Genomic DNA, 21,343 nt, shown 5'->3' on the forward strand with positions numbered 1-21,343 from the left:
GCCGGCACCACCCGTGCGGCTTGATGCGGCCGGGCTCGCCCGGCTGCCGCCCGCCGCACCCGGTCTGCGGATCGGGCTCTACGGCGGATCGTTCAACCCGGCGCATCTCGGCCATCGCCATGTGAGCCTGGTCGCGTTGAAACGCCTGGCCCTCGACCGCGTCTGGTGGATGATCACGCCGGGCAACCCGCTGAAGGACCGCTCGGCGCTGGCCCCCCTCGACCGGCGGATGGAGATCGCGGACGGGATCGCGAACCATCCGCGCATCGCCATCACCGATTTCGAGACGCGGATCGGCGCCCGCTACACGCGCCAGAGCCTGGATTATCTCCGGGCGCGGCATCCCCAGGTTCGTTTCGTCTGGATCATGGGCGCCGACAGTCTCGCGGCATTTCACCGCTGGCGCGATTTTCGTGCTATCGCCGCCATGATGCCGATCGCGATCATCGATAGGCCAGGGTTCACCCTGACGTCACCGAACGCGCGTGGGGCCCAGGCCATGGCACGGTGGCGCATCGACGAATCGGATGCGGGCATCCTCGCCGATCTCGAACCCCCGGCCTGGGTGTTTCTCCACGGCCCGCGCTCGACCCTGTCGTCCACCGCCCTCAGGGCCGGACGCTGACGAGCGCGTCGCGACTCTTGAAAACGAAGAGTGATCGTTCCACTCTCTCCAGACTATAGAATGTCCAGATAAAATGACCGCCGTCACTTCGGGAATCGAGACACTGACCGATTCGCTCCATCCGGGAACCGCAGGTTCCGACCACGCTGCCGATCAGAAGATCGGTGATCTGAAGGCGCTCGCGCTCGATTGTCTGGAAGACATGAAGGCGGAGGAAACCATCGAGATCGATCTCGCCGGTCGCACCTCGCTCGCCGACACCATGATCATCACCTCCGGCCGGTCGCAGCGCCATGTGGGCGCCATCGCCGACCGCATCCTCCAGGACATGAAGACCAAGGGTTTCGGCACGGCCCGGGTCGAGGGCCTGCCGGCCTGCGACTGGGTCCTGATCGATGCCGGCGACATCATCGTCCATATCTTCCGGCCCGAGGTCCGCGGCTTCTACAATCTCGAGAAGATGTGGGGCGCCGATCGCCCCGCAGGGCTCCTGGCCGGCTGAGCGACCGATCCCGATGGCACGAAGCGCCTGACGCGTGCGTCTGCTGGTGACGGCGGTCGGCCGTCTCAAACCCGGACCCGAGCGGGATCTTGCCGCGCGCTATCGCGACCGGGCGGTCCAGCTCGGCCGTGGTCTCGGTTTCCCGGCCTGCGACGTCGTCGAGATCCCCGAGAGCAGGGCCCGGCGGCCGATCGACCGCAGCGTCGAGGAGGGGGCGGCGATCCTGTCCCATGCCCCGGCCGCGTCGAGCGCGCTCCTGGTCTATGACGAGCGCGGACGCTCGGACTGGACAAGCGAGCGCATCGCCGAGCGGATCGCCTCGTGGCGCGACGCCGCCACGGCCACCCTCGTCGTCGCCATCGGCGGCGCGGACGGTCTCGCCCCCGAGGTCCGCGACCGTGCGGACCTCTCCCTCGCCTTCGGAGCCGCCACCCTGCCTCACGGCCTTGTGCGCGTGCTGGCGCTGGAGCAGGTGTACAGGACGCTGACGATCCTGGCGGGGCATCCCTATCACCGGGGAAACATCGACGCATCATGAGCGGAACCGCGCGGCGCAGGCCCCATGGCGGAGCGATCCGCATCGCCGCATCCGCGGCGGTGGCGGTGCTCGCGTTCGGCCGCGCCGTGGCGCAGGAGGCGCCGCGGCCGCCGGACACTCCCAAACAGCAGGACCCCGCCGCGGCCGATGCGATCCAGCGGGCCCTCGACGAGAAGACCCGCCGCGCCGAGAACCTGAAACGGATCGAGGAGCAGCTCGCCGCCTCCACCGGCGCGCGGGCGAAGCTCGAGGCGGAGATCGCATCCATCGGCGGGGACCGCGCCAAGCTCAACGCGGCCCTCCTCGATGCCGCCCGGCAGGCGCAGGCGACCGAGGACCGCATGAGCCGGCTCGAGGAGCGCCTGAAGACGCTGACCGCCAGCGAGGCGGGCATCCGTCGCTCGCTGGAGGCCCGCCGAGGGGTCATCGCCGAGATCCTCGCCGCGCTCCAGCGCATGGGACGGAGACCCCCGCCGGCCGTCCTGGTCCAGCCCGAGGACGTGCTCGCCGTCATCCGCACCTCGATGCTCCTCGGTGCCGTCGTGCCCGAACTGCGCGGCGAGGCCGAGACCCTGGCCGCCGACCTGACCGAGATGGTGCGGCTCAAGGGCCTCATCGCCGCCGACCGCGAGGGGCTGCAGAACGACCTTTCCGGCTGGGCCAGGGAGCAGCAACGGCTGAACGCCCTGATCACGGCGCGCCGCACCCGCCTCGCCGAGGTCGAGAGCGGTCTCGTCACCGAGCGCGCCCGCACCGCCGAGCTCGGCGTCCAGGCGAAGAGCCTCAAGGAACTCCTCGACCGGATGGAGAGCGAGGTCGCCTCGGCCCGCCGCGCCGCCGAGGAGGCCCGTGCCGCCGAGACGCGCGAAGCCCGCGCCACCCAGGAGCGCTTCGCGGCGGCCGGAATCCGCGATCCCGCGCGGCTCGCACCGAAGATCCGCTTCGTCGATACGCGCGGCGAAGTGCCCAGGCCGGTGAGCGGCACGACCCTGCGCAGCTTCAACCAGCCCGACGGCAATGGCGGAACGACCCGCGGCATATCGCTCGCGACCCGCCCGAAGGCGGTGGTTTCCTCTCCGTCCGATGGGTGGGTGTCGTTCGCCGGGCAGTTCCGCTCGTATGGACGACTCTTGATCATCAATGCCGGCGATGGCTACTATCTGCTGCTGGCCGGAATGGATCAGATCAACGTCGAGGTCGGACAGTTCGTGCTCGCGGGAGAACCGGTGGCAGCCATGGGAGAGGGCGGCCAGGGCGCCACTCCGGGCGACCGCGACGGACCGGTTCTGTACGTCGAGTTCAGGAAAGACGGCGGCTCCATCGATCCGGAGCCTTGGTGGGCCAAAAGCCCCAGCGAGAAGGTTCGCGGATAATGCGCAAGATTTCCCTAGTCCTGGCCGGCGCGTTTCTCGGCGTCGGTTCTTCCCTGCTCGCCACCCAGACGCACCTGCTCTCCGGGACGAGCGCGGTGGCGGCCTCCGCCGAGACCTATCGCCAGCTCAGCCTGTTCGGCGACGTGTTCGAGAAGGTGCGGACCGACTACGTCGAGAAGCCCGACGAGGCCAAGCTGATCGAGGCGGCCGTCAACGGCATGCTCACCTCGCTGGACCCGCATTCGAGCTACATGGACTCGAAGAGCTTCCGCGACATGCAGGTGCAGACCAAGGGCGAGTTCGGCGGCCTCGGCATCGAGGTCACGATGGAGGACGGCCTGATCAAGGTGGTCAGCCCCATCGACGACACGCCCGCCTCCAAGGCCGGCATCCTCACCAACGACATCATCACGCAGATCGACGAGGATCAGGTCCAGGGCCTCACCCTGAACCAGGCCGTCGACAAGATGCGCGGACCGGTGAACTCGCCGGTGAAGCTCAAGATCAGCCGCAAGGAATCCAAGGACCCGATCGACGTCGTGCTCAACCGCGACGTGATCAAGATCAAGCCGGTGCGGTCGCGCGCCGAGGGTGGCGACGTCGGCTACATCCGCCTGACCCAGTTCACCGAGCAGACCTATGACGGCCTGCGCAACGCCATCGACAAGCTCTCGACGGATGTCGGGCAGGACAAGCTCAAGGGCTACGTCCTCGACCTGCGCAACAACCCGGGCGGCCTCCTCGACCAGGCCGTGATGGTCTCCGACGCCTTCCTCGACCGCGGCGAGATCGTCTCCACCCGCGGCCGCAACCCGGACGAGACCCAGCGGTTCTCGGCCAAGGCCGGCGACCTGACCAAGGGCAAGCCCATCGTCGTGCTGGTGAATGGCGGCTCGGCCTCGGCCTCCGAGATCGTGGCCGGCGCCCTGCAGGATCACAAGCGCGCCACCGTGCTCGGCACCCGCTCGTTCGGCAAGGGCTCGGTCCAGTCGATCATCCCGCTCGGCGGCAGCGGCGCGCTCCGTCTCACGACGGCGCGCTACTACACGCCGTCGGGCCGCTCGATCCAGGCCAAGGGCATCGAGCCGGACCAGGAGGTCCTGCAGGAGATCCCGGACGAGCTGAAGGGCAAGGACGAGACCAAGGGCGAGGCCGGCCTCAAGGGCCACCTGAAGCAGAAGGACGTGGAGGAGCGCGGCGGTTCGTCGGCCTATGTCCCGCCGGATCCGGCCAAGGACAAGCAGCTGATCGCGGCCGTGGACTTCGTCCGCGGCATCCAGAAGGGCGCGGCCAACACCCCGAAGGCCGCCGTTCCGAACTGAAGAGCTCGGTTCCGTCCTGAAACGCCACCGGTGTCGCGGGATTTAAGCAAACGTTAACCAGCGCGGCCCGCAATGTCGGTCAGGACCGATTCTGCGGGCCGCTTCGTTTCTCGTCCGAAGCGCCGGCCTCCATCGGTCGCGAGTTTCGAGGGAAACGGCTGATCGTGGCCACCGACGACATCCTGACGCGTCCGCTGGGGACCGAGAAGGCGGCTTCCCGCTCGCTGGGGCAGCGGCTGCGCGGCGTCTCGATACCAAGGGCCAGTCTGCCGGCCATGGTGGCCGTCGCGGTCGCCGGCCTCACTCTCGGCGGCACCATCCTGGCGATCACCGGCGATCCCAATGGCGGCGAGCCCTCCGCCGTCGCGACGATCACCCTGCGCGCGCCGGAGAGCCCGGCCCCCGTCGCGAAGGCGCCGGAGCCTCCTCCCTCGGGATCGCGTTCGGCCGGCGAGATCGAGACGGCCTCCGGCGTCCACGTGGTCCGGCCGGCCGGCAGCGCGGCCCCCACCGATGCGGTGATCATCCGCGTGCCCACCGCCGAGCCCGTGCGGCTCGCGGGCCCCGATCCCCGGCTGACGGAGCGCGGGCGCCATGGCAGCCTGCCGAAGATCGGCGAGGGCCGCCGCCGGCCCCTCGACGTCTATGCGAGGTCCGATTCCGATGCGGGGGCGCCCGGCGCGCGCATCGCCATCCTCGTCACCGGCCTCGGCGTCGGTCAGGCCGCGACGGCGGGCGCCATCACCAAGCTCCCACCCGCGATCAGCCTCGCCTTCTCGCCCTATGGCGGCGACCTCGAACGCAGCGTCGCCCGCGCCCGCGATTTCGGCCACGAGATCCTGGTCCAGGCGCCGATGGAGCCGTTCGACTATCCCGACAGCGATCCCGGCCCGCAGACCCTGCTGACGAGTTCGCGCCCCCCGGAGAATCTCGACCGCCTGTCCTGGGTCATGAGCCGGTTCGGCGGCTATGTCGGGCTCGTGAACTTCATGGGGGCCAAGCTCGCCAGCGATGCCGCCGCCCTCGAACCCGTGCTGCGGGAGATCGGAGCCAGGGGGCTGGGCTTCGTCGATGACGGCACGTCGCCCCGCTCCCTGGCAACGTCGCTCGGCGGCAAGGTCAAGACCCCCGTCGCCCGCGCCGAGATCGTCCTCGACGCCACGCCCAGCGCCGAGGCGATCGACCGCGAACTCGCCCGGCTCGAGACCCAGGCCAAGACCAACGGGTTCGCGCTGGCCTCGGCCGGGGCGATGCCGCTGACGATCGAGCGGATCGCCCGCTGGTCGCGCGATCTCGAAACCCGGGGCATCCGCCTCGTCCCCGTCAGCACCGCCCTGCGCGGCACGCCGCCCGCGCGGATGACGAGCGCGACGCCTTAAGGCGCGGGGCTCCTCAGCGCCGCGCCAGGGTCTCGACGATGGCCGGCGGGGTCGGGGCCGGCATCTGCCCGGCGAGGGAGGCCGAGAGCATCGCCGGCAGGGTCTGCTCGTAGCGCGTGACGAGGGCGGCGAAGCGCGGCGGCTCCGTCTCGTAGGCCGGAACGAACCCGCGGACCCGCACGAGCGGGGGAAGGGCAGCCGCCGCCATCCAGCGCGACCACACCGCCTCCGCGACCTGGACCGGACGACGCTGGGCCGGGATCACCACCACGTCCTGCCCCGCATAGGCGAGGGCCTCGGGGCGGCTGACATCGCCCAGCGAGACGCCCTTGGCGGACAGCGCCGCCCAGAACGGGTGCTGGGCCCCGTCGGAATAGGTGGTGCGCACGGCGGCACTCCCTTCCTCGACGAGGCTGGCGATGCGGGCCTCCTCCTGCGCCCGGCGCGCCGTCACCAGGGATTCCAGGGCGGTGTCCCTGTAGGGAAGGAAGGCGTAGCGCGCGGCGGTGACGGTGACGTTCGGCTCCTCGCCCGTCGCTTCGAACCGGTCCGAGCCCTCCTTGAGCTGGCGCCAGAACGCGATGTTCGGGTCGGTCCGGTAGCGGGCCATGTTCGCCGCATTCATCCGGAACGGGAAGGACTGGAACTGGAACGCCGCCTGGCCGCCGGCGAAGGCGTCGCGGGCGATGGCGTAGATCTCGCCGACCACCTGGTCGGTCATGGCGAAGCACCCCATCGACGAGCAGACGCCGTGGACCATCACGGCCGAACCGGTGGAGCCCTGGGCGCGGTCGTAGGCGTTGGGATAGCCGACATCGAAGGAGAGGTAGTATTTCGAGTTCGGGTTCATCTGGCGCTGAGGCACCGTGTAGAACCCTTCCGGCGTCTGGCGGTCGCCGGTCTTGCGCTTCGGTCCGAGCTGACCCGACCAGCGGCAGATCGGGAAGGTCTTGATATGGACGAAGCGCCCGTTGGCGGCCTTCTTCCAGACCTCGATCTCGGATTCCTTCTTGTAGGCCCGGAACAGGACCGGCGCCGAGGCGGTCGTGCCCTTCTGGCTCATCAATGCGAGGGTCGCCGCCGGAATCGGCGCGTAGGCTTTTCCGAGCTCGGCCGAGACCGGCGCCGCTGTGATCGTCCCGAGGGTCAGGATCAACGCTCCCGCGGCAAGACGGGCGAGCGCCGCCGAGCCCATCGGATGCCGGGGAAGAAAGACCATGCGCGGCCCTGAACAGCGACTCATCCGGCAATGCGCGGACGCCCGTGCACGATGCACGCTTCCTCCCTATCGTATCCCATTGGGGCCGCAATAGGGAGGATGGATCGGGTGGTCTTGTCTTCGAGGGGCAGGACTTATGCAAAGACGAAACGTTCAAGACCATCGATCACGCTAGGCGACCCTCGTCTCGACGATTTTTCAGAAAGCACGGCAGCATCTTCTGCCATCCCTGGATAGAACGTCCTATCTTATTTTTGATACGGACTTGCAAAAGGTGGCGGCAAAGTAGGGAGGCCGATTTTCATGAGGTTGTCCCCCTCCCGTTGCTGACGTTTCAGAAGCTCTGGGGGACACGCTTATATTCTTTGTAAGATTGTCAACGTCCAATCCCTCTCCGGACTTTTCGAGAATGGCGTAGCTGTGCTTATGGCTCGGCATTTGAGCGACCGCCAAAGAAACGTTTTCCAAACCGCCTGTGCTGCGCCAATCATAAATCGATACTTGTTTATTGCTATGCTTGCCCGCACCCACGAGAAACCTTCCCCCGGCATTGGAGAAGTATTCCCAACCCGCTGGGCAGACGTCGCTATCGAAGGCCGCGATCATTGCCGTCGGGACGACGTCTGGCGACACGGCCTTGCTCGCCACGCTCTGATTTTTCTCCAGAATTTCGGTCATCCGAGCTTTCGATACACCGCCCAGACTATCGATGAGAGCGCCACTGCTGCCGGCACTCCAAGCAAACGCAAGTATTGCAGGAATGACCGTTCCCGACAATAATCCGGCGACGACTCCGGTTGTCGTTGGTCCCCAGGCAGCCATGAACATCCTCCTCAGTTCCTGCGGAGGACTAAACTAGACTAGACTGATAATATGTCACATAAATGCAACTTTAGGTAGTAACTGAGGGTATTTTCTCCGGAAAACCAGATATCGCCTGCGTTCTATTGTTATCGAAAATCCATTATTCAGAATAAGTGCGCGTTGATGGAAGGTCTCCGATGAAACCTCATCACGTGCCGAAGAAGGATTTACATCCTCGCCGCATCAGGCGGCCAGCACCGTGCTGCGCTCCACATGCAGCACCGCGCCGAAGGGGTCGCCCGCATCGAGGGCCTGGGTGTCGGGCAGGCAGACGATGAGCCCGCGCCCGGCCCTCGCTGCCCGCAGGTTGGCGAGACGCTCCTTGATCTCGGCGGCCTTGCCGTCGTCGAGGGCGATGGCGACGACGACGATGTCCGGCTTGCGCACGAGGCAGCGGGCGAGATCGATGCCGATGCGCTCGCGCGAGCCGATGGCATTCTCGCCGAGGCTCGCCCCGCCGCCGCCCATGCCCGGCTCCACGCGGCTGGCAAGGCCGAGGCGGTAGACCGTGGATTCGAGCCCCTGCTGGACCAGGACCCGGCGCACCAGGGCGCGCACCCGCGCCTCGGCGCCGGCTTCCTCGCCGTTGATGCGGCCGAAGAGCAGGTTTTCTTCCAGGCTGGCGGCGGGGTTGAGCCGGGTCGGGTCGTAGAACTCGATGGCCGAACGCAGGCTCTGCGGCATCAGCCGTGCGAAGGAGTGGCGCGCGGCGACGATGCGGTCCTCGAAGGCGGCATCGATCAGGCCGAACCGGTGCCGGGTCTCGCTGTAGCGGAGCGCGAGCCCGATCAGGCGCTTGCGGTCGCGCTGGCCGGCCGGCCCGCGGCGCCAGCCCTTCGCCTCCGGCTGACGGCTGACCAGATCCTCGAAGAAGCCGCGCTCGGCCGCCGGAAACAGCGAGAACGCGTCGAAGAGCGGGTGATCGTCCGGCAGGTCGGCGAAGATCTCGATGGTGCTGCGCGCCACCTGCAGCCCGATCTCGGTGAAGGACCGCGTCAGGTCCTCGGCTTCCAGCACGGCGCGCAGGTAGGGATGGGCGGCGATGTGGCTGCCGGAAAAGGCCGGCCCCACGGCCTCGCCGAACAGGATGTTCTCGCCCACATTGGCCTGATGGTTGTACCGGGCGGGATCGAACGGCTCCACCAGCCGCGCCGCCTTGTCCGCCGCCAGCGCCTCGCGCACGGCGTGGCGGGCCGAGACCACGGCCTCGGCGATGTCGGGCTCGGCCTTCGGATCCACCGTGCCTTCGAGGCCGCGCGCATAGACGAAGGCGTCGAGCCCGGTGAGCCGCAACACGTCGATGAGGTCTGCCTCGGACGGCCGTTCCTGGCGCGCCGCGCCGTAGAGGATGTTCTGCTCGAGGGTCCCCTCGATCAGGATCGCCTCGGCGCCCGCCAGGGCGATGTGGCTGGCCCGCTCGGCCGGATCGAGGCTGCGAAGGTCGATCCCGTCATAGGTCACCGCGCCGGCGGTGGGTTCGAGCTGGCCGGCGAGCAGGGCGGCGAGCGCCCTGGCGCCGCTGCCGCGTTCTCCGACGATCGCCAGATGCGAGGGCATCGGCACCGCGACGTCGACACCGGCGAGGCGCTCCCCGCTGGCGGGGTCGTAGGCGCCGACGCCGGTCGCCGCGAGGGGGCCGCCCTGCGGCAGCGCGGCGAAGGGGCCCGGCCTGTAGCCGCCCCGTCCTTCGAGGGAGGCCAGGGTCGCCGTGAGGTCGCGGAACACCGGTGCCACCGCCTCGTGGACCGAGCGGAGATGCAGGGTGACCGCCAGGGTCACGACGGCGAGGGCGAAGCCGCCGCCGGCCGCCACCAGGGCTCCGGGCGACACGGGCGGTGCCGTGCCGCTCTCGCCGCGCCAGAGGGCGACGGCCAGCATGATCGCGGGAAGCAGGACGCCGAGGGCGAGCGACGGTGCCCGTGCGAAGGCGAGGGAGGATTCGGCAGCCGCCAGCGCGTCGCGGATCGCGGCGCCCTTGGCCGCGAGGCGGCTGCGCTCGAAGGCTTCCGCGCCATGGGCCCGCACCGCCGGGACCCGCCGGATGAGGTCGGCGAGGGACCGTTCGGCGGACGCCCCGGCATCGAGGCGCAGGTTCGTGCGCGCGCGGGTCCGCTGGAGGATCAGGATGCGGGCGAGGCCGGCTGCGAGGAGCCCCACCGCCATCGCCGGCACCAGCCTCGGCGCCGCGAGGGCGGCCAGCGTGAGGGCGAGGATCATGGCGGCGACGGCCGTGACCGGGACGACGATGCCGAGGCCGAACAGCGTGTCGATCCTGGCCAGCACCGAACCGACGAGCTGCGTCAGGGTGCGGGCCTCGTCCCGCGCCGCCGTCGGGGCGTGCAGGATCGCCGTGGTCACCCGCTCGTTCAGCAGGCGGATCGTCCGGGTCTGGGCGAAGAAGCACAGCCGCGCCACGATCCAACCCAGGGCCGCCGCGAGGACCGCCACGGCCGCGAGCCCGGTCAATGCCCAGAGGATCACGTCGACCGGTGGCATGGGCCAGCCGGACACGGCTACGAGGGTGGGTGGCCCGTCCGTCTGCCAGGGCGGTTCGAGAGCGATCCGGAGGAACGGCACGGTCTGCGCCGGTGCCTGGACCAGCACGCTCACGAGGTCGCGCAGGCAGAGGAGGGCGAACAGGGAGAGCGGAAGGCCGAGCCCCAGCGTCAGGGCGATGACGGAGATCTGGAGCGTCCGCGCCGACGTCCAGGCGAAGGCGATCGGATCACGGTCCATCGACGTTTCCCTCCGGCGGCCCGTGCCGGGTACGGTCCATCATCACGGCCGGCTTAGAGGATCGCCGGCGGGCAGGATAGGCGTGACGGCACCCGTGACGAATCTCCCCGTGTCGCCCGGCACATGCGGCTCCGCGGTTGTTCGGGGAGACAAACACTCCTAGGTTGGTCCGTCTCCAGGGGCTCGGCACCTGTCCCCTCTTTCGTCCCCCTCCCTCGTCCCCTGCCTCGCGCCCTTCCCCGCCCGCGGTCCCGTCGCAAGCGCATCGCCAGAAGCTGCAAGATTTTCCATGTGCGAACTGCTCGGCATGAGCGCGAACGTGCCCACCGATATCCGCTTCTCCTTCGCCGCCCTCGCCCGGCGCGGCGGCGAGACCGGGCCTCACGCGGACGGATGGGGCATCACCTTCTACGAGGGGCGCGGGGCGCGAGCCTTCCACGAGCCGGAGCCGAGCGCGAGCTCGGTCCTCGCCAAGCTCTTGCGCAACTACGCGATCAAGAGCCGGATCGTCATCGCCCATGTGCGCAAGGCCAATCGCGGCCGGGTCGGGCTGGAGAACACCCATCCGTTCAGCCGCGAACTCTGGGGCCGGCGCTGGACCTTCGCCCATAACGGACAGCTCAAGGGCGTGAAGAAGTGGCCGCTCACCTGGTTCAAGCCGGTGGGCTCCACCGACAGCGAATACGCCTTCTGCTGGATGCTCGACCAGTTGCAGCAGCGCTATCCGGGCCTGCCGAGCCCGACGCGGCTCGATGCGGCGGTCGCCGGGCTCTGCGCCGAGCTGCACGGGCTCGGCGTGTTCAACATGCTGCTCAGCGACAGCCGGACGCTCTACGCCCATTGCGGCAAGCGCCTGTGCTACCTCACCCGCTGCGCCCCCTTCGGCACCGCGACCCTCGTCGACGAGGATTGGAACGTCGATTTCGCACAGGAGACGGGGACGGACGACGTGGTGACGGTGGTCGCCACCAAGGCGCTCACCCGCGACGAATGCTGGACCGATGTCGAGCGCGGACACATGCTGTCCCTGCGGGACGGCACCGTGCGCGTGATCAAGCCGGGCGAGCCGGTGCCGACCCGCGTTCCGCGCCCGTGCCGGCAGGGGAACGGCGCGGTCTCCGCTCCGTCGCGCCGGGCTCAGACAGGCCAGGCCGCCTCGCGATAGGCGCCGTCCCAGAACATCCATTCGAGGCGGGTCGCCTGGGTGAAGGCCCCGTGCATCCGCGCCCTCAGCGAGGGGGACGCCCCCTCGGCGGCGGCATCGGTGGCCGCGATCATCTCGGCGACGGCGGTGCCGAATTTCTCGCCCGCATAGGTGTCGATCCAGGTGGCGTAGGGATTGCCCGGCTGCGACCGCGACAGGATGTCGGTGCCGATCTCGGCATAGATCCAGAAGCACGGCAGCAGGGCGGCGAGCAGCACCTCGTAGGGTTCGCCGTAGGCGGTGGCGAGGAGATAGGACACGTAGTGGTCGCAGGGCGGCGAGAGCGGCGTGGCGGCGAAGGTCTCGGCCGAGATGCCGTAATCCCGGAAGAACCCGCCATGGAGCGAGCGCTCGACCACGATGGCGGTCTCGGCGGCCTTCGCGAACTGCACGATCCCCTCGGGCTCCGGCGATTTCGCCGCCGCCAGCGCGAGCGCCCGGCCGAAGCCGATCAGGTAATGCGCGTCCTGCAGGATGTAGTGCCGGAACCGGGCCTGACCGAGGGTGCCGGCGGCGAGTTCGGCATTGAACGGCATCGTGCGGATGGTCTCGTAGATCTCGGCGTTCCGCGCCCAGGCTTCGGCCGAAAAGCCGGTCTCGTCGGCGGGGCGGATCATGAGCGGGGACCTTCCAGGGTGAGGCTGACGCCGTGGCGGGCGCGCTGGCCGGGGGCGAGGAGGCGTTGCGAGTCGCGCCGGGTCAGGTCGCCCTCGAAGCCCGACCAGTCGGCATGGCCGGTCCAGCATTCGAGGGAGAGGAACGGCGCCGTGGGCTTCGTCCAGATCGCGAGATGGGGGAAGTCCGAGACGTTCATGCGGATCGCGCTGCCATCGGGCGCGGTGAAGCGCATCCTGGCGCTGGCCGCATCGCGCAGGACGATGGCTTCGGCGAACATGTCGGGATCGAGGGGCAGGATCCTCCCTTCGAGGGGGAAGGGGCGCTCCTGGCGCAGGAGCAGGCCGCCCTCTCCCACTTCCGGCGCCATCGCCCGCTCGGGATGCTCGAACTCGACCGCATAGCCGCCGCCCGCCCTGCGCTCGCCATCGGCGAAGGGCCAGGGGAAGGCCGGATGGAAGCCCAACGCGTAGGGCAGGGGCGCCTCGCCGGTATTCTCGATCCAGATCTCGAAATCGAGATGGGCCGGGCCGACCCGCGTGGTGATGTCGAGGCGGAACGGATAGGGGTAATGGGCGCGCGTCGCCTCGCTATCCTCCAGGCGCAGGGTGACGCTGTCGTCGCTCTGCGAGACGATCGCGAAGGGCAGGTCGCGGGCGAAACCATGCTGGCCCATCGGATAGGCCGTGCCGTCCACGCGGACCATTCCGCCGGACGAGGCGCCGACCACCGGGAAGAGCCAGGGCGCGTGCCGGTTCCAGTGAGCCGGATCGCCGCTCCAGAGGTATTCGCGGCCCCCGACCTGCCACGAGACGGGCTCGGCGCCGGACGCCGCCACCACCGCAACGGTGCCGTCGCCGGCCTTGAGAGTGATGCGGTCGCTCATGTCGTGCTCCCCGGGATTGTCACGCTGCCGCGGTTGTGGCCGCAGGCGGAGCGCCGGTCCAGCCTCAACCGGGATGGGGGCGGCCCGTCAAGCGTTCACCGTCTCGGAGAAATCCCGGCGCCGAAGCCAATTACCCATACGGCTGACCCGGCAAGTCGGGCATACAGTCCATGGCCAAGCTGATTCGGCCACCGGAGCCGGGTCCGCCCGGCTGGCACGTCCCCTCGGCCGACCCTCCGTCATGACGCTGACATCCCGTATCGTCGCACTGGTCCTGCTCGCTCTCGTTCCCGCCATCGCGGTCCAGAGCTTCAACGAGCATGCGCTGCGCAGCGCCCGCGAGGATGCCGTGACCGCATCGGCCCTGCGCAACGCCCGCGCCGTGTCGGAGGACCTCGCCCAGTTCGCCGGCGGGATGAGGCAGCTCCTCGACATCCTCGCCGAGGCGCCGTTCATCCGCGACCAGGAGGCGGCGGGATGCACCAGCTTCCTGCGCTCCATCATCGGCAAGCTGTCCGGAGCGACGATCCTCATCGTCGCGGATGCGGAGGGGTCCCTCGTCTGCAACAGCCGCGGCATGGAGCGGGGGGCCTATTCCATGGCCGACCGGACGTATTTCCGGAAGGCGATGGTGTCGGGCGTTCCGGTGATCGGCGAATACGTGGTCGGCCGCGGCAGCGGGGTTCCCACCATCCAGTTCGCCTATCCGATCCGGGATGCGAGCGCGAAGTCCAGCGGCCTGCTCATCTTCGGTTTCGATCCGGCCTGGCTCGGCGATCGTCTGGCCCATGCCGGCCTGCCGCGGGACGCCACCGTGACGGTGGCCGACCGCAGCGGCACGATCATCGTCCAGAATCCCGATTCCGACTCCTGGGTCGGCCGAGCGATGCCGGCGGCCTTCGCCACCGGTCTGAACAGGGCGGAGGCCGGGGGCGGCGTCGTCGAGATGCCGGGGCTCGACGGAGCCCGGCGCATCACAGGCGTGGTCCATCCCGACGGCGCCCTCGACGGCATGATCCTCGCCGTGGGCCTGTCGCGCGAGACGGCCTTCGCCGATATCGACGCGGCGACCCGGCGCGGCGTCGTCCTGATCTTCCTCGGAACCCTCGTCGCCATCGTGGCGGCCCTGATCGGCGGCCGCGTCTTCATCCGCAAGCCGGTGCGGCGGCTCCTGAAGGCCTCCCGCGCCTGGCGCTCCGGCCAGCTCTCCACCCGCTCGGGTCTGACGGGCAGGTCCGAATTCGGCCAGCTCGGCCAGGCCTTCGACGCCATGGCCGCGGCGCTGCATGAGCACGAGGACGGGCTGAGGGCCGAGCTCGCGCGCACCCGCACCCTGCAGGAACAGCAGGTGACGATGATGCACGAGCTGAACCACCGGGTGAAGAACACCCTCGCCACGGTCCAGTCCCTCGCCCGGCAGTCGCGCGGCGGCGAGGAACAGGCGGCGCAGCTCGAAGGCCGCATCCTCGCCCTGTCGAAGACCCACGACCTCCTGACCCGCGACGACTGGACCGGCGCACCGCTGCGGGCGGTGCTGGAGAACGAACTCAGCCCCTACCGCAACTCCGCCGACCACATGAAGCTCGACGGTCCCGAGATCGACCTGCCGCCGCGCTACGTGCTGGCGCTGGGGATGACGGCGCACGAACTCACCACCAACGCCGCGAAATACGGCGCCCTGTCGGGGACGCAGGGACGCCTGTCCGTGACGTGGCGCGTGGTGGAGGACGGCATGGGCGCGCGCCGCCTGGAGATCGAGTGGCGGGAGCGCGGCGGCCCGGTCGTGGCACCACCGACGCGGCGCGGCTTCGGCACCCGCCTCATCACCGGCGGCATCGCCCGCGAGCTGGCGGGCTCGGTCCAGCTCGACTTCCTGCCGGAGGGCCTGCGCTGCCGCATCGACGTCCCGGTCGAAGTGCCGCCGCCCGCCCGGTTCCATTGAGCTCAGACCAAGGCTTGGTGAGCCTGGCCCATGGATTGGGCTGACCGAGGTCTTGTCTTGGAGCGTGCTCGATCTGCTCTTTAAGCGATATTATACTTGACGTACCCATTTGTCGTGCAGCATGCTACGTCAAAATGACTTGAAGGGGCGGAGATCTATGGCGTGGGCGGTGCCTGAATATGATCCTCAACACGTCAATTCTGCAGGGAAAGCCCTGGGTAAGATGGCGTTTCCAGTCGAGAATGAAGAAGCTTTGCAGGCCCTTGCCGTTATAAACAATTGGCGCTCATCACACGCATACCCCCTCAACACTTTTCAAATCACCCTACGCAATCGTGCTCGAAGAATAGAGCGTACCGTGATCGTTGCACAGCGAGAAAAACGACTGGACTCAATACATCGCAAACTTGTGCAAAAAAAGAGCATGCGAATGACGCAAATGCAAGACATTGCAGGATGCCGGTCAGTCTTTGGCAAGCTTGCCGACGTTTATAAACTAGTTGAAATCTATAAGAATCGACAGTTCGATCACAAATTTCGAAATGGAAAAGACTATATTGTCAATCCAAAACCAGACGGATATCGATCCTATCATTTAGTCTACGAGTATGTTGGCTATGGCGCGGCGGCGCCGTACTGCGGCCTACGCGTCGAGATTCAAGTTCGCACGCAAACACAACATGCTTGGGCCACGGCTGTCGAAGCTGTTGGAATATTTACGCGACAAGCATTAAAGTCTAGCCAAGGCGACGCCGATTGGCTGCGTTTTTTTGCTTTAATGGGCACAGCCATAGCAGCGATCGAACAGACGCCGTCTGTCCCGAGAACGCCTTATATGAAAAAAGAGCTTCTCATTGAGCTTGCAAAGTTAGCAGATAGCCTTGCGGCTCGCAGCATGCTTCGGGCGTACAACACAACGCTAAACACGATTGGGTCAGCGAAGGACGCAAAATACTTTATAGTCGAACTTGACCCGGAGGAGAGCAAAGTTACTGTTCGTCGCTTTAAGGCAAAAGAATCATCGGAGGCCAATAGGCAGTATACCAAATTGGAAAGCCAGATACAGGAAACGTCAAGGCGGCAGGTTGTTTTGGTCTCAGTTACAGACATTAATGCCTTAAAACGGGCATACCCGAATTATTTCTTGGATACCGCGTTGTTTTCGCGACTAGTTGAGAAGGTGCTTAAAGGGGATTTTCCTGATCCTCTTCCCCCTGTAGCCAGTTCCGGTGAAGACTAGCAAGGTTGGACATGACTCTCTGGACTCGTCGGTGAAGAGGCTAGCGTCCTTGAGGATGTTCGCTTCGATGATCGGGCGGATGGTCTCGGGCTTGCCACGACAAAAGAGCGGACCTGACCGCTATCCTGATCCACCAGGGACACGACCTTCATCTTGTGGTGAGAGGCGCGGGCCTTCGGCACGCCCGGCTCGCGACCGATGAATGTCTCGTCGACTTCCATGATGTCGCCAGCGCCGGGCATGCCGTTGATGTCGCCCATGGGAGCCAAGGAACCGTCACTCATGGCGTTGCGGATGCGGTGAGACATGAACCACGCGATCTTAAGCGTGACCCCGAGTGTTTGGTGAAGTTGATTGCTAGAAATAACTTTCTAGCTGTCAGTTATAAGGTACATTGCCTGCATCCAAACGTGCATGGCTACTTTCGAGTCTTCGAGAATCGTTCCGATCTTGACGGCGAAAGGCTTCCGGCAATGGTAGCATTTGTAAGTTCCAGTGCAGGTCGACTTAAGCTGCATCTTGCTAATACGCTCTGCGCCACCGCAATGTGGGCGTATGGGTCCGCTGGGCCAGATCCGGGCCTCGACAAAGGCGTAAGCCTTCTCTTCGTTGTGGAAATGGGGAGATGAAAGGGCGTTGCTTATATTATAAATCTAAGCTTCAAAGGTGGGTACTTAAATTATAACATCGCTGAATTTTTAGGGATGTTCATGTCAGAATAGATCATCTGCCAGAGTAGATCATCCCATCAGACTCCCTCATCCTGAGGTGCCCTTTGCTTGAGCAAAGGGCCTCGAAGGAGCCCTCCAGTCGTCACGCGATCCCTGGAAGCCTCCTTCGAGGCCGCTGCGCGGCACCTCAGGATGAGGTGAAGCTTCTCTTTTGCAAATATTCACACCAAAACAGATCATCCAAACAAACCACCTCATCCTGAGGTGCCCTTTGCTTTGGCAAAAGGCCTCCAAGGAGCCCTCCAGTGGTCACGCGATCCCTGGAAGTCTCCTTCGAGGCGGCTGCCGCCGCACCTCAGGACGAGGTGAAGCCCTGGAAAAGACACCTCATTTCGGTGCGCCGTTGGGAATCCCCTCGATCGGGCATTCCGGCGTGCCGAGGTCGGGGCGGGTGATGGCGCGGACCGCCTCGCGGGTGCCGGCCGGGTCCTCGATCCAGCGGCGATAGAAATCGTAGGGGCAATCGGCCTTGCCGGGTTCGTTTTCCTTCGAGTTGATCATGCCGGTGTAGCCGCGGTGCAGCAGCTTGAAGAGGTGGTTCTCCGACTGCATGTTGGCGCGCGCGTCGCGGATGAGGAATTTCGAGAGCGCGGCATACTGGATGCCCATCTCCTCGGTGCCGCATTCGCCGAGCGTGCGGCCGTCGAAGCCGATGATCGCCGAGTGGCCGAAATAGGTATAGACGCCGTCGAAACCCGCCGCGTTGGCCACCGCCACGTAGGTGTTGTTGGCGAAGGCCATCGCCTTCGACATCAGGATCTGCTGTTCCTTGGCCGGATACATGTAGCCCTGGCAGCGGATGATGAGTTCGGCGCCGCGCATGGCGCAGTCGCGCCAGATCTCGGGGTAATTGCCGTCGTCGCAGATGATGAGGCTGATCTTGAGGCCCTTCGGCCCGTCCGAGACATAGGTGCACTCGCCCGGATACCAGCCCTCGATCGGGGTCCAGGGCATGATCTTGCGATACTTCTGCACGATCTCGCCCTGGTCGTTCATCAGGATCAGGGTGTTGTAGGGCGCCTTGTTCGGATGCTCCTCGTGGCGCTCGCCGGTGAGCGAGAACACGCCCCAGACACGCGCCTTGCGGCAGGCCTCGGCGAAGATCGCCGTCTCCTCGCCGGGGATCGCCGAGGCGGTCTCGTACATCTCGGCGCCATCGTACATGATGCCGTGGGTCGAGTATTCGGGGAAGATCACGAGGTCCATGCCGGGCAGGCCGGACTTCATGCCGACGACCATGTCGGCGATCTTCCTCGCGTTCTCCAGAACCTCGGCCTTCGTGTGCAGGCGGGGCATCTTGTAGTTGACGACCGCGACGCCGACGCTGTCGTTGCTCGAGGAAATGTCGCCGTGCATCATGGGGTGTTCCTCCTGTCATTGCGAACCCTCCCCCGCGGAGGGGGAGGGCTGAGTGCCGTCAGTGGCTGATCATCCACGGCCGCGCGTTGGGGAAGCTTTTCGCGGCGGCGGGTTGCTTGGCTTTCGAAGTACCCGAGCAGCATCCGCATCCCGCCCCGTGGCCGGACGACTTGCGGGGCGCGTGCGCGCTCCGCTCGTTGACCGCATGCGCCTTGCGCCGTCCCGCATCCATGGAGGCGAGGTTCGGCGCCGTGAGGAAGGCGCGGCCGCAGGACGAGCCGCAATCGGGGCAATCGTGCGGGTCCTTGAACTGCGCCATCGGGCGCAGCACCGTGAACGGGCCGCAGCCCTCGCAGGAATAGTCGTAGACCGGCATCTCACAGATCCGGCGAGAGCGGCATCTGGATCGAGCCGTCGATGTGCTTGATCGGTCCGTCCGCACCCGGATTGATGTCGAAGTCGAAGATCTTCGTCGGAATCCAGAGCGTGGCGCAGGCGTTGGGGATGTCGACGACGCCCGAGATGTGGCCCTGGACCGGCGCGGTGCCGAGGATCGAGTAGGCCTGGGCGCCCGAATAGCCGAACTTCTTCAGGTATTCGATGGCGTTGAGGCAGGCCTGCCGGTAGGCGACGGTGACGTCGAGATAGTGCTGCTTGCCGTATTCGTCGACGGAGACACCTTCGAAGATCAGGTGATCATCGAATTTCGGGGTGACCGGCGACGGCTTGAAGATCGGGTTCTTGATCCCGTATTTCGACATGCCGTCCTTGATCAGGCTCACCTTGAGATGGACCCAGCCGGCCATCTCGATGGCGCCGCAGAAGGTGATCTCGCCGTCGCCCTGGCTGAAATGCAGGTCGCCCATGGAGAGGCCCGCGCCCGGCACGTAGACGGGGAAGTAGATCTTCGAGCCGCGCGACAGATCCTTGATGTCGCAATTGCCGCCGTGCTCGCGGCCCGGCACCGTGCGGGCGCCTTCCGCCGCCGCCTTGTCCTTCGCCTCGCCTTTCAGCCGGCCCATATGGGCCGTCGGGCCGAAGGGCAGGGTGGCGAGCGCCGGGACGCGGCCGGGATTGGTGTCGTAGAGCGCCTTTTCGCGGGTGTTCCAGGTCTCCAGCATCTTCGGATCGGGCAGGCAGCCGATCAGGCCGGGATGGATCAGGCCGGGGAAGCGCACGCCGGGGATGTGGCGGGATTTCGTGAACATGCCCTCGAAATCCCAGATCGACTTCTGGGCCTGGGGGAAGTGTTCGTCGAGGAAGCCGCCGCCGTTCTTCTTGGAGAAGAAGCCGTTGAAGCCCCACTGGCTTTCCTGCTTGGCGCCGATATCGAGGAGATCGACCACCAGCAGGTCGCCGGGCTCGGCGCCCTCGACGCCGATGGGACCGGACAGGAAGTGCACGATCGACAGGTCGATGTCGCGCACGTCGTCGGCGGAATCGTTGTTCTTGATGAAGCCGCCGGTCCAGTCATAGGTCTCGACGATGAAGTCGTCGCCGGGCTTGACCATGGCCACCATCGGAATGTCCGGGTGCCAGCGGTTGTGGACCATGTCGTTGTCGTAGGCCGACTGCGTCAGGTCGACCTTGATCAGGGTCTCAGCCATCGTTCCGTGCTCCCTTCCCAGGTTTCGGGTCATGCCGGATTCCGGACATGCGCCCTCGTTCGCGCGGGCGGTGGTTCCCGCCCGCGTGCGACGTGTCGTCGGATAGGCCCGGCCTCGCGGCCGGGCTTCTCCATCAGCGTGCGAGCAGCTCCCGGAGGGCCGCGTCGACGAAGGCGATGTCGGGACTGGTGCCGCGCGGGTCGCCGGCGAAATGGCCCCAGTCGCTCTGGCAGACGCGCAATTCCGCGTTCGGCATGCGCGAGACCTCGTAGGCGCTGTCTTCCGGCGGGAAGTAGAGGTCGGTCGAGCCCGGCATGACGATCGCCTTGGCCGTGATGCCGGCGAGCGCCTTGTCGAAGTCTCCGCCATAGGCCGGATCGCCGGAGATGTCGGCATGCTGCCACGTCCACAGCAACGCGAGGAGATCGTTCGCGTCCTTTGGCAGGAAGAATCCCTCCCAGAAGTAGACGAGGAAATCCTCCAGCGACGAGTAATTCCACGGCACGTCCGCCGGTCGTCCGCCGAACGGCCGGACCGGCTGCTTCAGGTCGAGTTCCTTGCGGTAGAACGTCTGCGAGAAGCCCCAGCCCGCATAGACCCGCGCCATGGCGCGCAGGCCCCGGCGCGGCGGCTCGTCGTACCAGCCGTCCTTGAAGGCGGCGTCCGCGGTGAGTGCCGCCTTGACGCCTTCGAGGAAGACGAAGTTGTGCCGCGAGCAGCGCGCCGCCCCCATGAAGGGCAGGATGCGCTCCACCATGTCGGGATACGACGCCCCCCACTGGAACGACTGGGCCGCCCCCATCGACCAGCCGGTCACCAGCTTGATCCGTTCGATGCCGAACTTCTCGGTGACGAGCCGATGCTGCAGCCGGACCTGATCGTAGATCGTCACCGCGGGGAAGCGCGCGCGATCGTAGGGTTCGCCGGTATTGCTCGGGGAGGACGAGACGCCGTTGCCGAGCATGTTCGGGATGATGATGAAGTATTGAGCCGGGTCGAGGGCCATGCCCTCGCCGATCAGCCATTCGTTGTCGCTGTGGCTGGCGGAATACCAGGTCGGGTAGACGATGACGTTGTCACGCGCCGCGTTCAGCGTGCCGAAGGTCTTGTAGGCCAGTTTCGCGTCGCGCAGGGTCTTGCCGCACTGAAGGACGACATTGCCGAGCTCGAAGGTCTCGTAATCGGCCAGAGATTCTCCTTC

General features: G+C 66.7%; 18 protein-coding genes and 1 pseudogene. 9 read left to right on the forward strand and 10 right to left on the reverse strand.

The window, feature by feature from the left end; translation table 11 throughout:
* Positions 1 to 13 precede the first annotated feature (13 nt).
* The 6 genes from ACFQ4G_RS13050 (at position 14) to ACFQ4G_RS13075 (ending at position 5,739) form a co-directional block, all read left to right on the forward strand.
* Positions 14 to 625: a nicotinate-nucleotide adenylyltransferase gene (locus tag ACFQ4G_RS13050; RefSeq protein WP_238206149.1), complete on the forward strand. Its 612-nt coding sequence runs from the start codon at positions 14 to 16 to the stop codon at positions 623 to 625.
* A gap of 73 nt (positions 626 to 698) precedes the next feature.
* Entirely contained in the window at positions 699 to 1,127 is a 429-nt protein-coding gene (gene rsfS / locus ACFQ4G_RS13055) for a ribosome silencing factor (protein ID WP_238206155.1), read from the forward strand.
* 34 nt (positions 1,128 to 1,161) lie between these two features.
* The gene (gene rlmH / locus ACFQ4G_RS13060) at positions 1,162 to 1,665 is read left to right on the forward strand and encodes a 23S rRNA (pseudouridine(1915)-N(3))-methyltransferase RlmH (RefSeq protein ID WP_238206157.1); all 504 of its coding nucleotides are present in this window, start codon (positions 1,162 to 1,164) and stop codon (positions 1,663 to 1,665) included.
* Positions 1,662 to 3,038: a murein hydrolase activator EnvC family protein gene (locus ACFQ4G_RS13065; RefSeq protein ID WP_238206159.1), complete on the forward strand. Its 1,377-nt coding sequence runs from the start codon at positions 1,662 to 1,664 to the stop codon at positions 3,036 to 3,038. Before rlmH ends, ACFQ4G_RS13065 begins: the two co-directional genes overlap by 4 nt.
* Complete coding sequence (locus ACFQ4G_RS13070) at positions 3,038 to 4,360, forward strand: S41 family peptidase (protein ID WP_238206161.1); 1,323 nt, start codon at positions 3,038 to 3,040, stop codon at positions 4,358 to 4,360. The genes ACFQ4G_RS13065 and ACFQ4G_RS13070 overlap by 1 nt, the downstream gene beginning before the upstream one ends.
* A 164-nt stretch (positions 4,361 to 4,524) precedes the next feature.
* Complete coding sequence (locus ACFQ4G_RS13075) at positions 4,525 to 5,739, forward strand: divergent polysaccharide deacetylase family protein (protein WP_379040353.1); 1,215 nt, start codon at positions 4,525 to 4,527, stop codon at positions 5,737 to 5,739.
* 13 nt (positions 5,740 to 5,752) lie between these two features.
* Here ACFQ4G_RS13075 and ACFQ4G_RS13080 read toward each other — a convergent pair whose 3' ends face one another.
* From ACFQ4G_RS13080 to ACFQ4G_RS13090, 3 genes are all read right to left on the reverse strand, one after another.
* Positions 5,753 to 6,958, reverse strand: coding sequence for a L,D-transpeptidase family protein (locus tag ACFQ4G_RS13080; protein ID WP_238206163.1), 1,206 nt, complete (start codon positions 6,956 to 6,958; stop codon positions 5,753 to 5,755).
* Positions 6,959 to 7,201: 243 nt separating this feature from the next.
* On the reverse strand, positions 7,202 to 7,780 hold the full coding sequence (locus ACFQ4G_RS13085) for a hypothetical protein (protein WP_238206165.1): 579 nt from the start codon (positions 7,778 to 7,780) through the stop codon (positions 7,202 to 7,204).
* 225 nt (positions 7,781 to 8,005) lie between these two features.
* Positions 8,006 to 10,558: an ABC transporter transmembrane domain-containing protein gene (locus ACFQ4G_RS13090; protein WP_238206167.1), complete on the reverse strand. Its 2,553-nt coding sequence runs from the start codon at positions 10,556 to 10,558 to the stop codon at positions 8,006 to 8,008.
* A gap of 289 nt (positions 10,559 to 10,847) precedes the next feature.
* On the opposite strand from ACFQ4G_RS13090, the gene ACFQ4G_RS13095 reads away from it, so the two are divergent.
* The gene (locus ACFQ4G_RS13095; RefSeq protein ID WP_238206169.1) at positions 10,848 to 11,723 is read left to right on the forward strand and encodes a class II glutamine amidotransferase; all 876 of its coding nucleotides are present in this window, start codon (positions 10,848 to 10,850) and stop codon (positions 11,721 to 11,723) included.
* Here the strand turns inward: ACFQ4G_RS13095 and ACFQ4G_RS13100 are convergent.
* The gene (locus tag ACFQ4G_RS13100; protein WP_238206171.1) at positions 11,696 to 12,379 is read right to left on the reverse strand and encodes a TenA family protein; all 684 of its coding nucleotides are present in this window, start codon (positions 12,377 to 12,379) and stop codon (positions 11,696 to 11,698) included. The two genes, ACFQ4G_RS13095 and ACFQ4G_RS13100, sit on opposite strands and share 28 nt — an antisense overlap.
* Positions 12,376 to 13,263, reverse strand: a complete 888-nt coding sequence (locus ACFQ4G_RS13105; protein WP_238206173.1) for an aldose 1-epimerase family protein — start codon at positions 13,261 to 13,263, stop codon at positions 12,376 to 12,378. Before ACFQ4G_RS13105 ends, ACFQ4G_RS13100 begins: the two co-directional genes overlap by 4 nt.
* A gap of 241 nt (positions 13,264 to 13,504) precedes the next feature.
* On the opposite strand from ACFQ4G_RS13105, the gene ACFQ4G_RS13110 reads away from it, so the two are divergent.
* Positions 13,505 to 15,205 carry a sensor histidine kinase gene (locus tag ACFQ4G_RS13110; RefSeq protein ID WP_238206175.1) on the forward strand — a complete coding sequence of 567 codons (1,701 nt, stop codon included), beginning with the start codon at positions 13,505 to 13,507 and terminating at the stop codon, positions 15,203 to 15,205.
* A gap of 157 nt (positions 15,206 to 15,362) precedes the next feature.
* Positions 15,363 to 16,445, forward strand: a complete 1,083-nt coding sequence (locus ACFQ4G_RS13115; protein ID WP_238206177.1) for a RelA/SpoT domain-containing protein — start codon at positions 15,363 to 15,365, stop codon at positions 16,443 to 16,445.
* A gap of 18 nt (positions 16,446 to 16,463) precedes the next feature.
* On the opposite strand, the pseudogene ACFQ4G_RS13120 reads toward ACFQ4G_RS13115, so the two are convergent.
* The 5 genes and pseudogenes from ACFQ4G_RS13120 to ACFQ4G_RS13140 all read right to left on the reverse strand — a co-directional run.
* A pseudogene (locus tag ACFQ4G_RS13120) lies at positions 16,464 to 17,089 on the reverse strand (IS1595 family transposase); the annotation flags it as partial.
* A 414-nt stretch (positions 17,090 to 17,503) separates the two neighbouring features.
* Entirely contained in the window at positions 17,504 to 18,535 is a 1,032-nt protein-coding gene (locus ACFQ4G_RS13125) for an aliphatic amidase (protein WP_238206179.1), read from the reverse strand.
* Positions 18,536 to 18,593: 58 nt separating this feature from the next.
* Positions 18,594 to 18,911 (reverse strand): FmdB family zinc ribbon protein, encoded by a 318-nt coding sequence (locus ACFQ4G_RS13130; RefSeq protein WP_238206181.1) that lies wholly within the window; start codon positions 18,909 to 18,911, stop codon positions 18,594 to 18,596.
* 1 nt (position 18,912) lies between these two features.
* Complete coding sequence (gene fmdA / locus ACFQ4G_RS13135) at positions 18,913 to 20,142, reverse strand: formamidase (protein WP_238206183.1); 1,230 nt, start codon at positions 20,140 to 20,142, stop codon at positions 18,913 to 18,915.
* A gap of 133 nt (positions 20,143 to 20,275) precedes the next feature.
* Positions 20,276 to 21,331, reverse strand: a complete 1,056-nt coding sequence (locus ACFQ4G_RS13140) for an alpha/beta fold hydrolase (RefSeq protein ID WP_238206267.1) — start codon at positions 21,329 to 21,331, stop codon at positions 20,276 to 20,278.
* Positions 21,332 to 21,343: the final 12 nt, after the last annotated feature.

The sequence above is a fragment of the Methylobacterium marchantiae genome (assembly GCF_042679825.1).
GTDB classification, from domain to species: domain Bacteria; phylum Pseudomonadota; class Alphaproteobacteria; order Rhizobiales; family Beijerinckiaceae; genus Methylobacterium; species Methylobacterium marchantiae.

Coding starts and splice junctions, on each gene's coding strand:
- rsfS (WP_238206155.1), top strand. CDS start 699: ATGACCGCCGTCACTTCGGGAATCGAGACACTGACCGATTCGCTCCAT.
- ACFQ4G_RS13065 (WP_238206159.1), top strand. CDS start 1,662: ATGAGCGGAACCGCGCGGCGCAGGCCCCATGGCGGAGCGATCCGCATC.
- ACFQ4G_RS13070 (WP_238206161.1), top strand. CDS start 3,038: ATGCGCAAGATTTCCCTAGTCCTGGCCGGCGCGTTTCTCGGCGTCGGT.
- ACFQ4G_RS13080 (WP_238206163.1), bottom strand. CDS start 6,958: ATGGTCTTTCTTCCCCGGCATCCGATGGGCTCGGCGGCGCTCGCCCGT.
- ACFQ4G_RS13085 (WP_238206165.1), bottom strand. CDS start 7,780: ATGGCTGCCTGGGGACCAACGACAACCGGAGTCGTCGCCGGATTATTG.
- ACFQ4G_RS13090 (WP_238206167.1), bottom strand. CDS start 10,558: ATGGACCGTGATCCGATCGCCTTCGCCTGGACGTCGGCGCGGACGCTC.
- ACFQ4G_RS13095 (WP_238206169.1), top strand. CDS start 10,848: ATGTGCGAACTGCTCGGCATGAGCGCGAACGTGCCCACCGATATCCGC.
- ACFQ4G_RS13100 (WP_238206171.1), bottom strand. CDS start 12,379: ATGATCCGCCCCGCCGACGAGACCGGCTTTTCGGCCGAAGCCTGGGCG.
- ACFQ4G_RS13105 (WP_238206173.1), bottom strand. CDS start 13,263: ATGAGCGACCGCATCACTCTCAAGGCCGGCGACGGCACCGTTGCGGTG.
- ACFQ4G_RS13110 (WP_238206175.1), top strand. CDS start 13,505: ATGACGCTGACATCCCGTATCGTCGCACTGGTCCTGCTCGCTCTCGTT.
- ACFQ4G_RS13115 (WP_238206177.1), top strand. CDS start 15,363: ATGGCGTGGGCGGTGCCTGAATATGATCCTCAACACGTCAATTCTGCA.
- ACFQ4G_RS13125 (WP_238206179.1), bottom strand. CDS start 18,535: ATGATGCACGGCGACATTTCCTCGAGCAACGACAGCGTCGGCGTCGCG.
- ACFQ4G_RS13130 (WP_238206181.1), bottom strand. CDS start 18,911: ATGCCGGTCTACGACTATTCCTGCGAGGGCTGCGGCCCGTTCACGGTG.
- fmdA (WP_238206183.1), bottom strand. CDS start 20,142: ATGGCTGAGACCCTGATCAAGGTCGACCTGACGCAGTCGGCCTACGAC.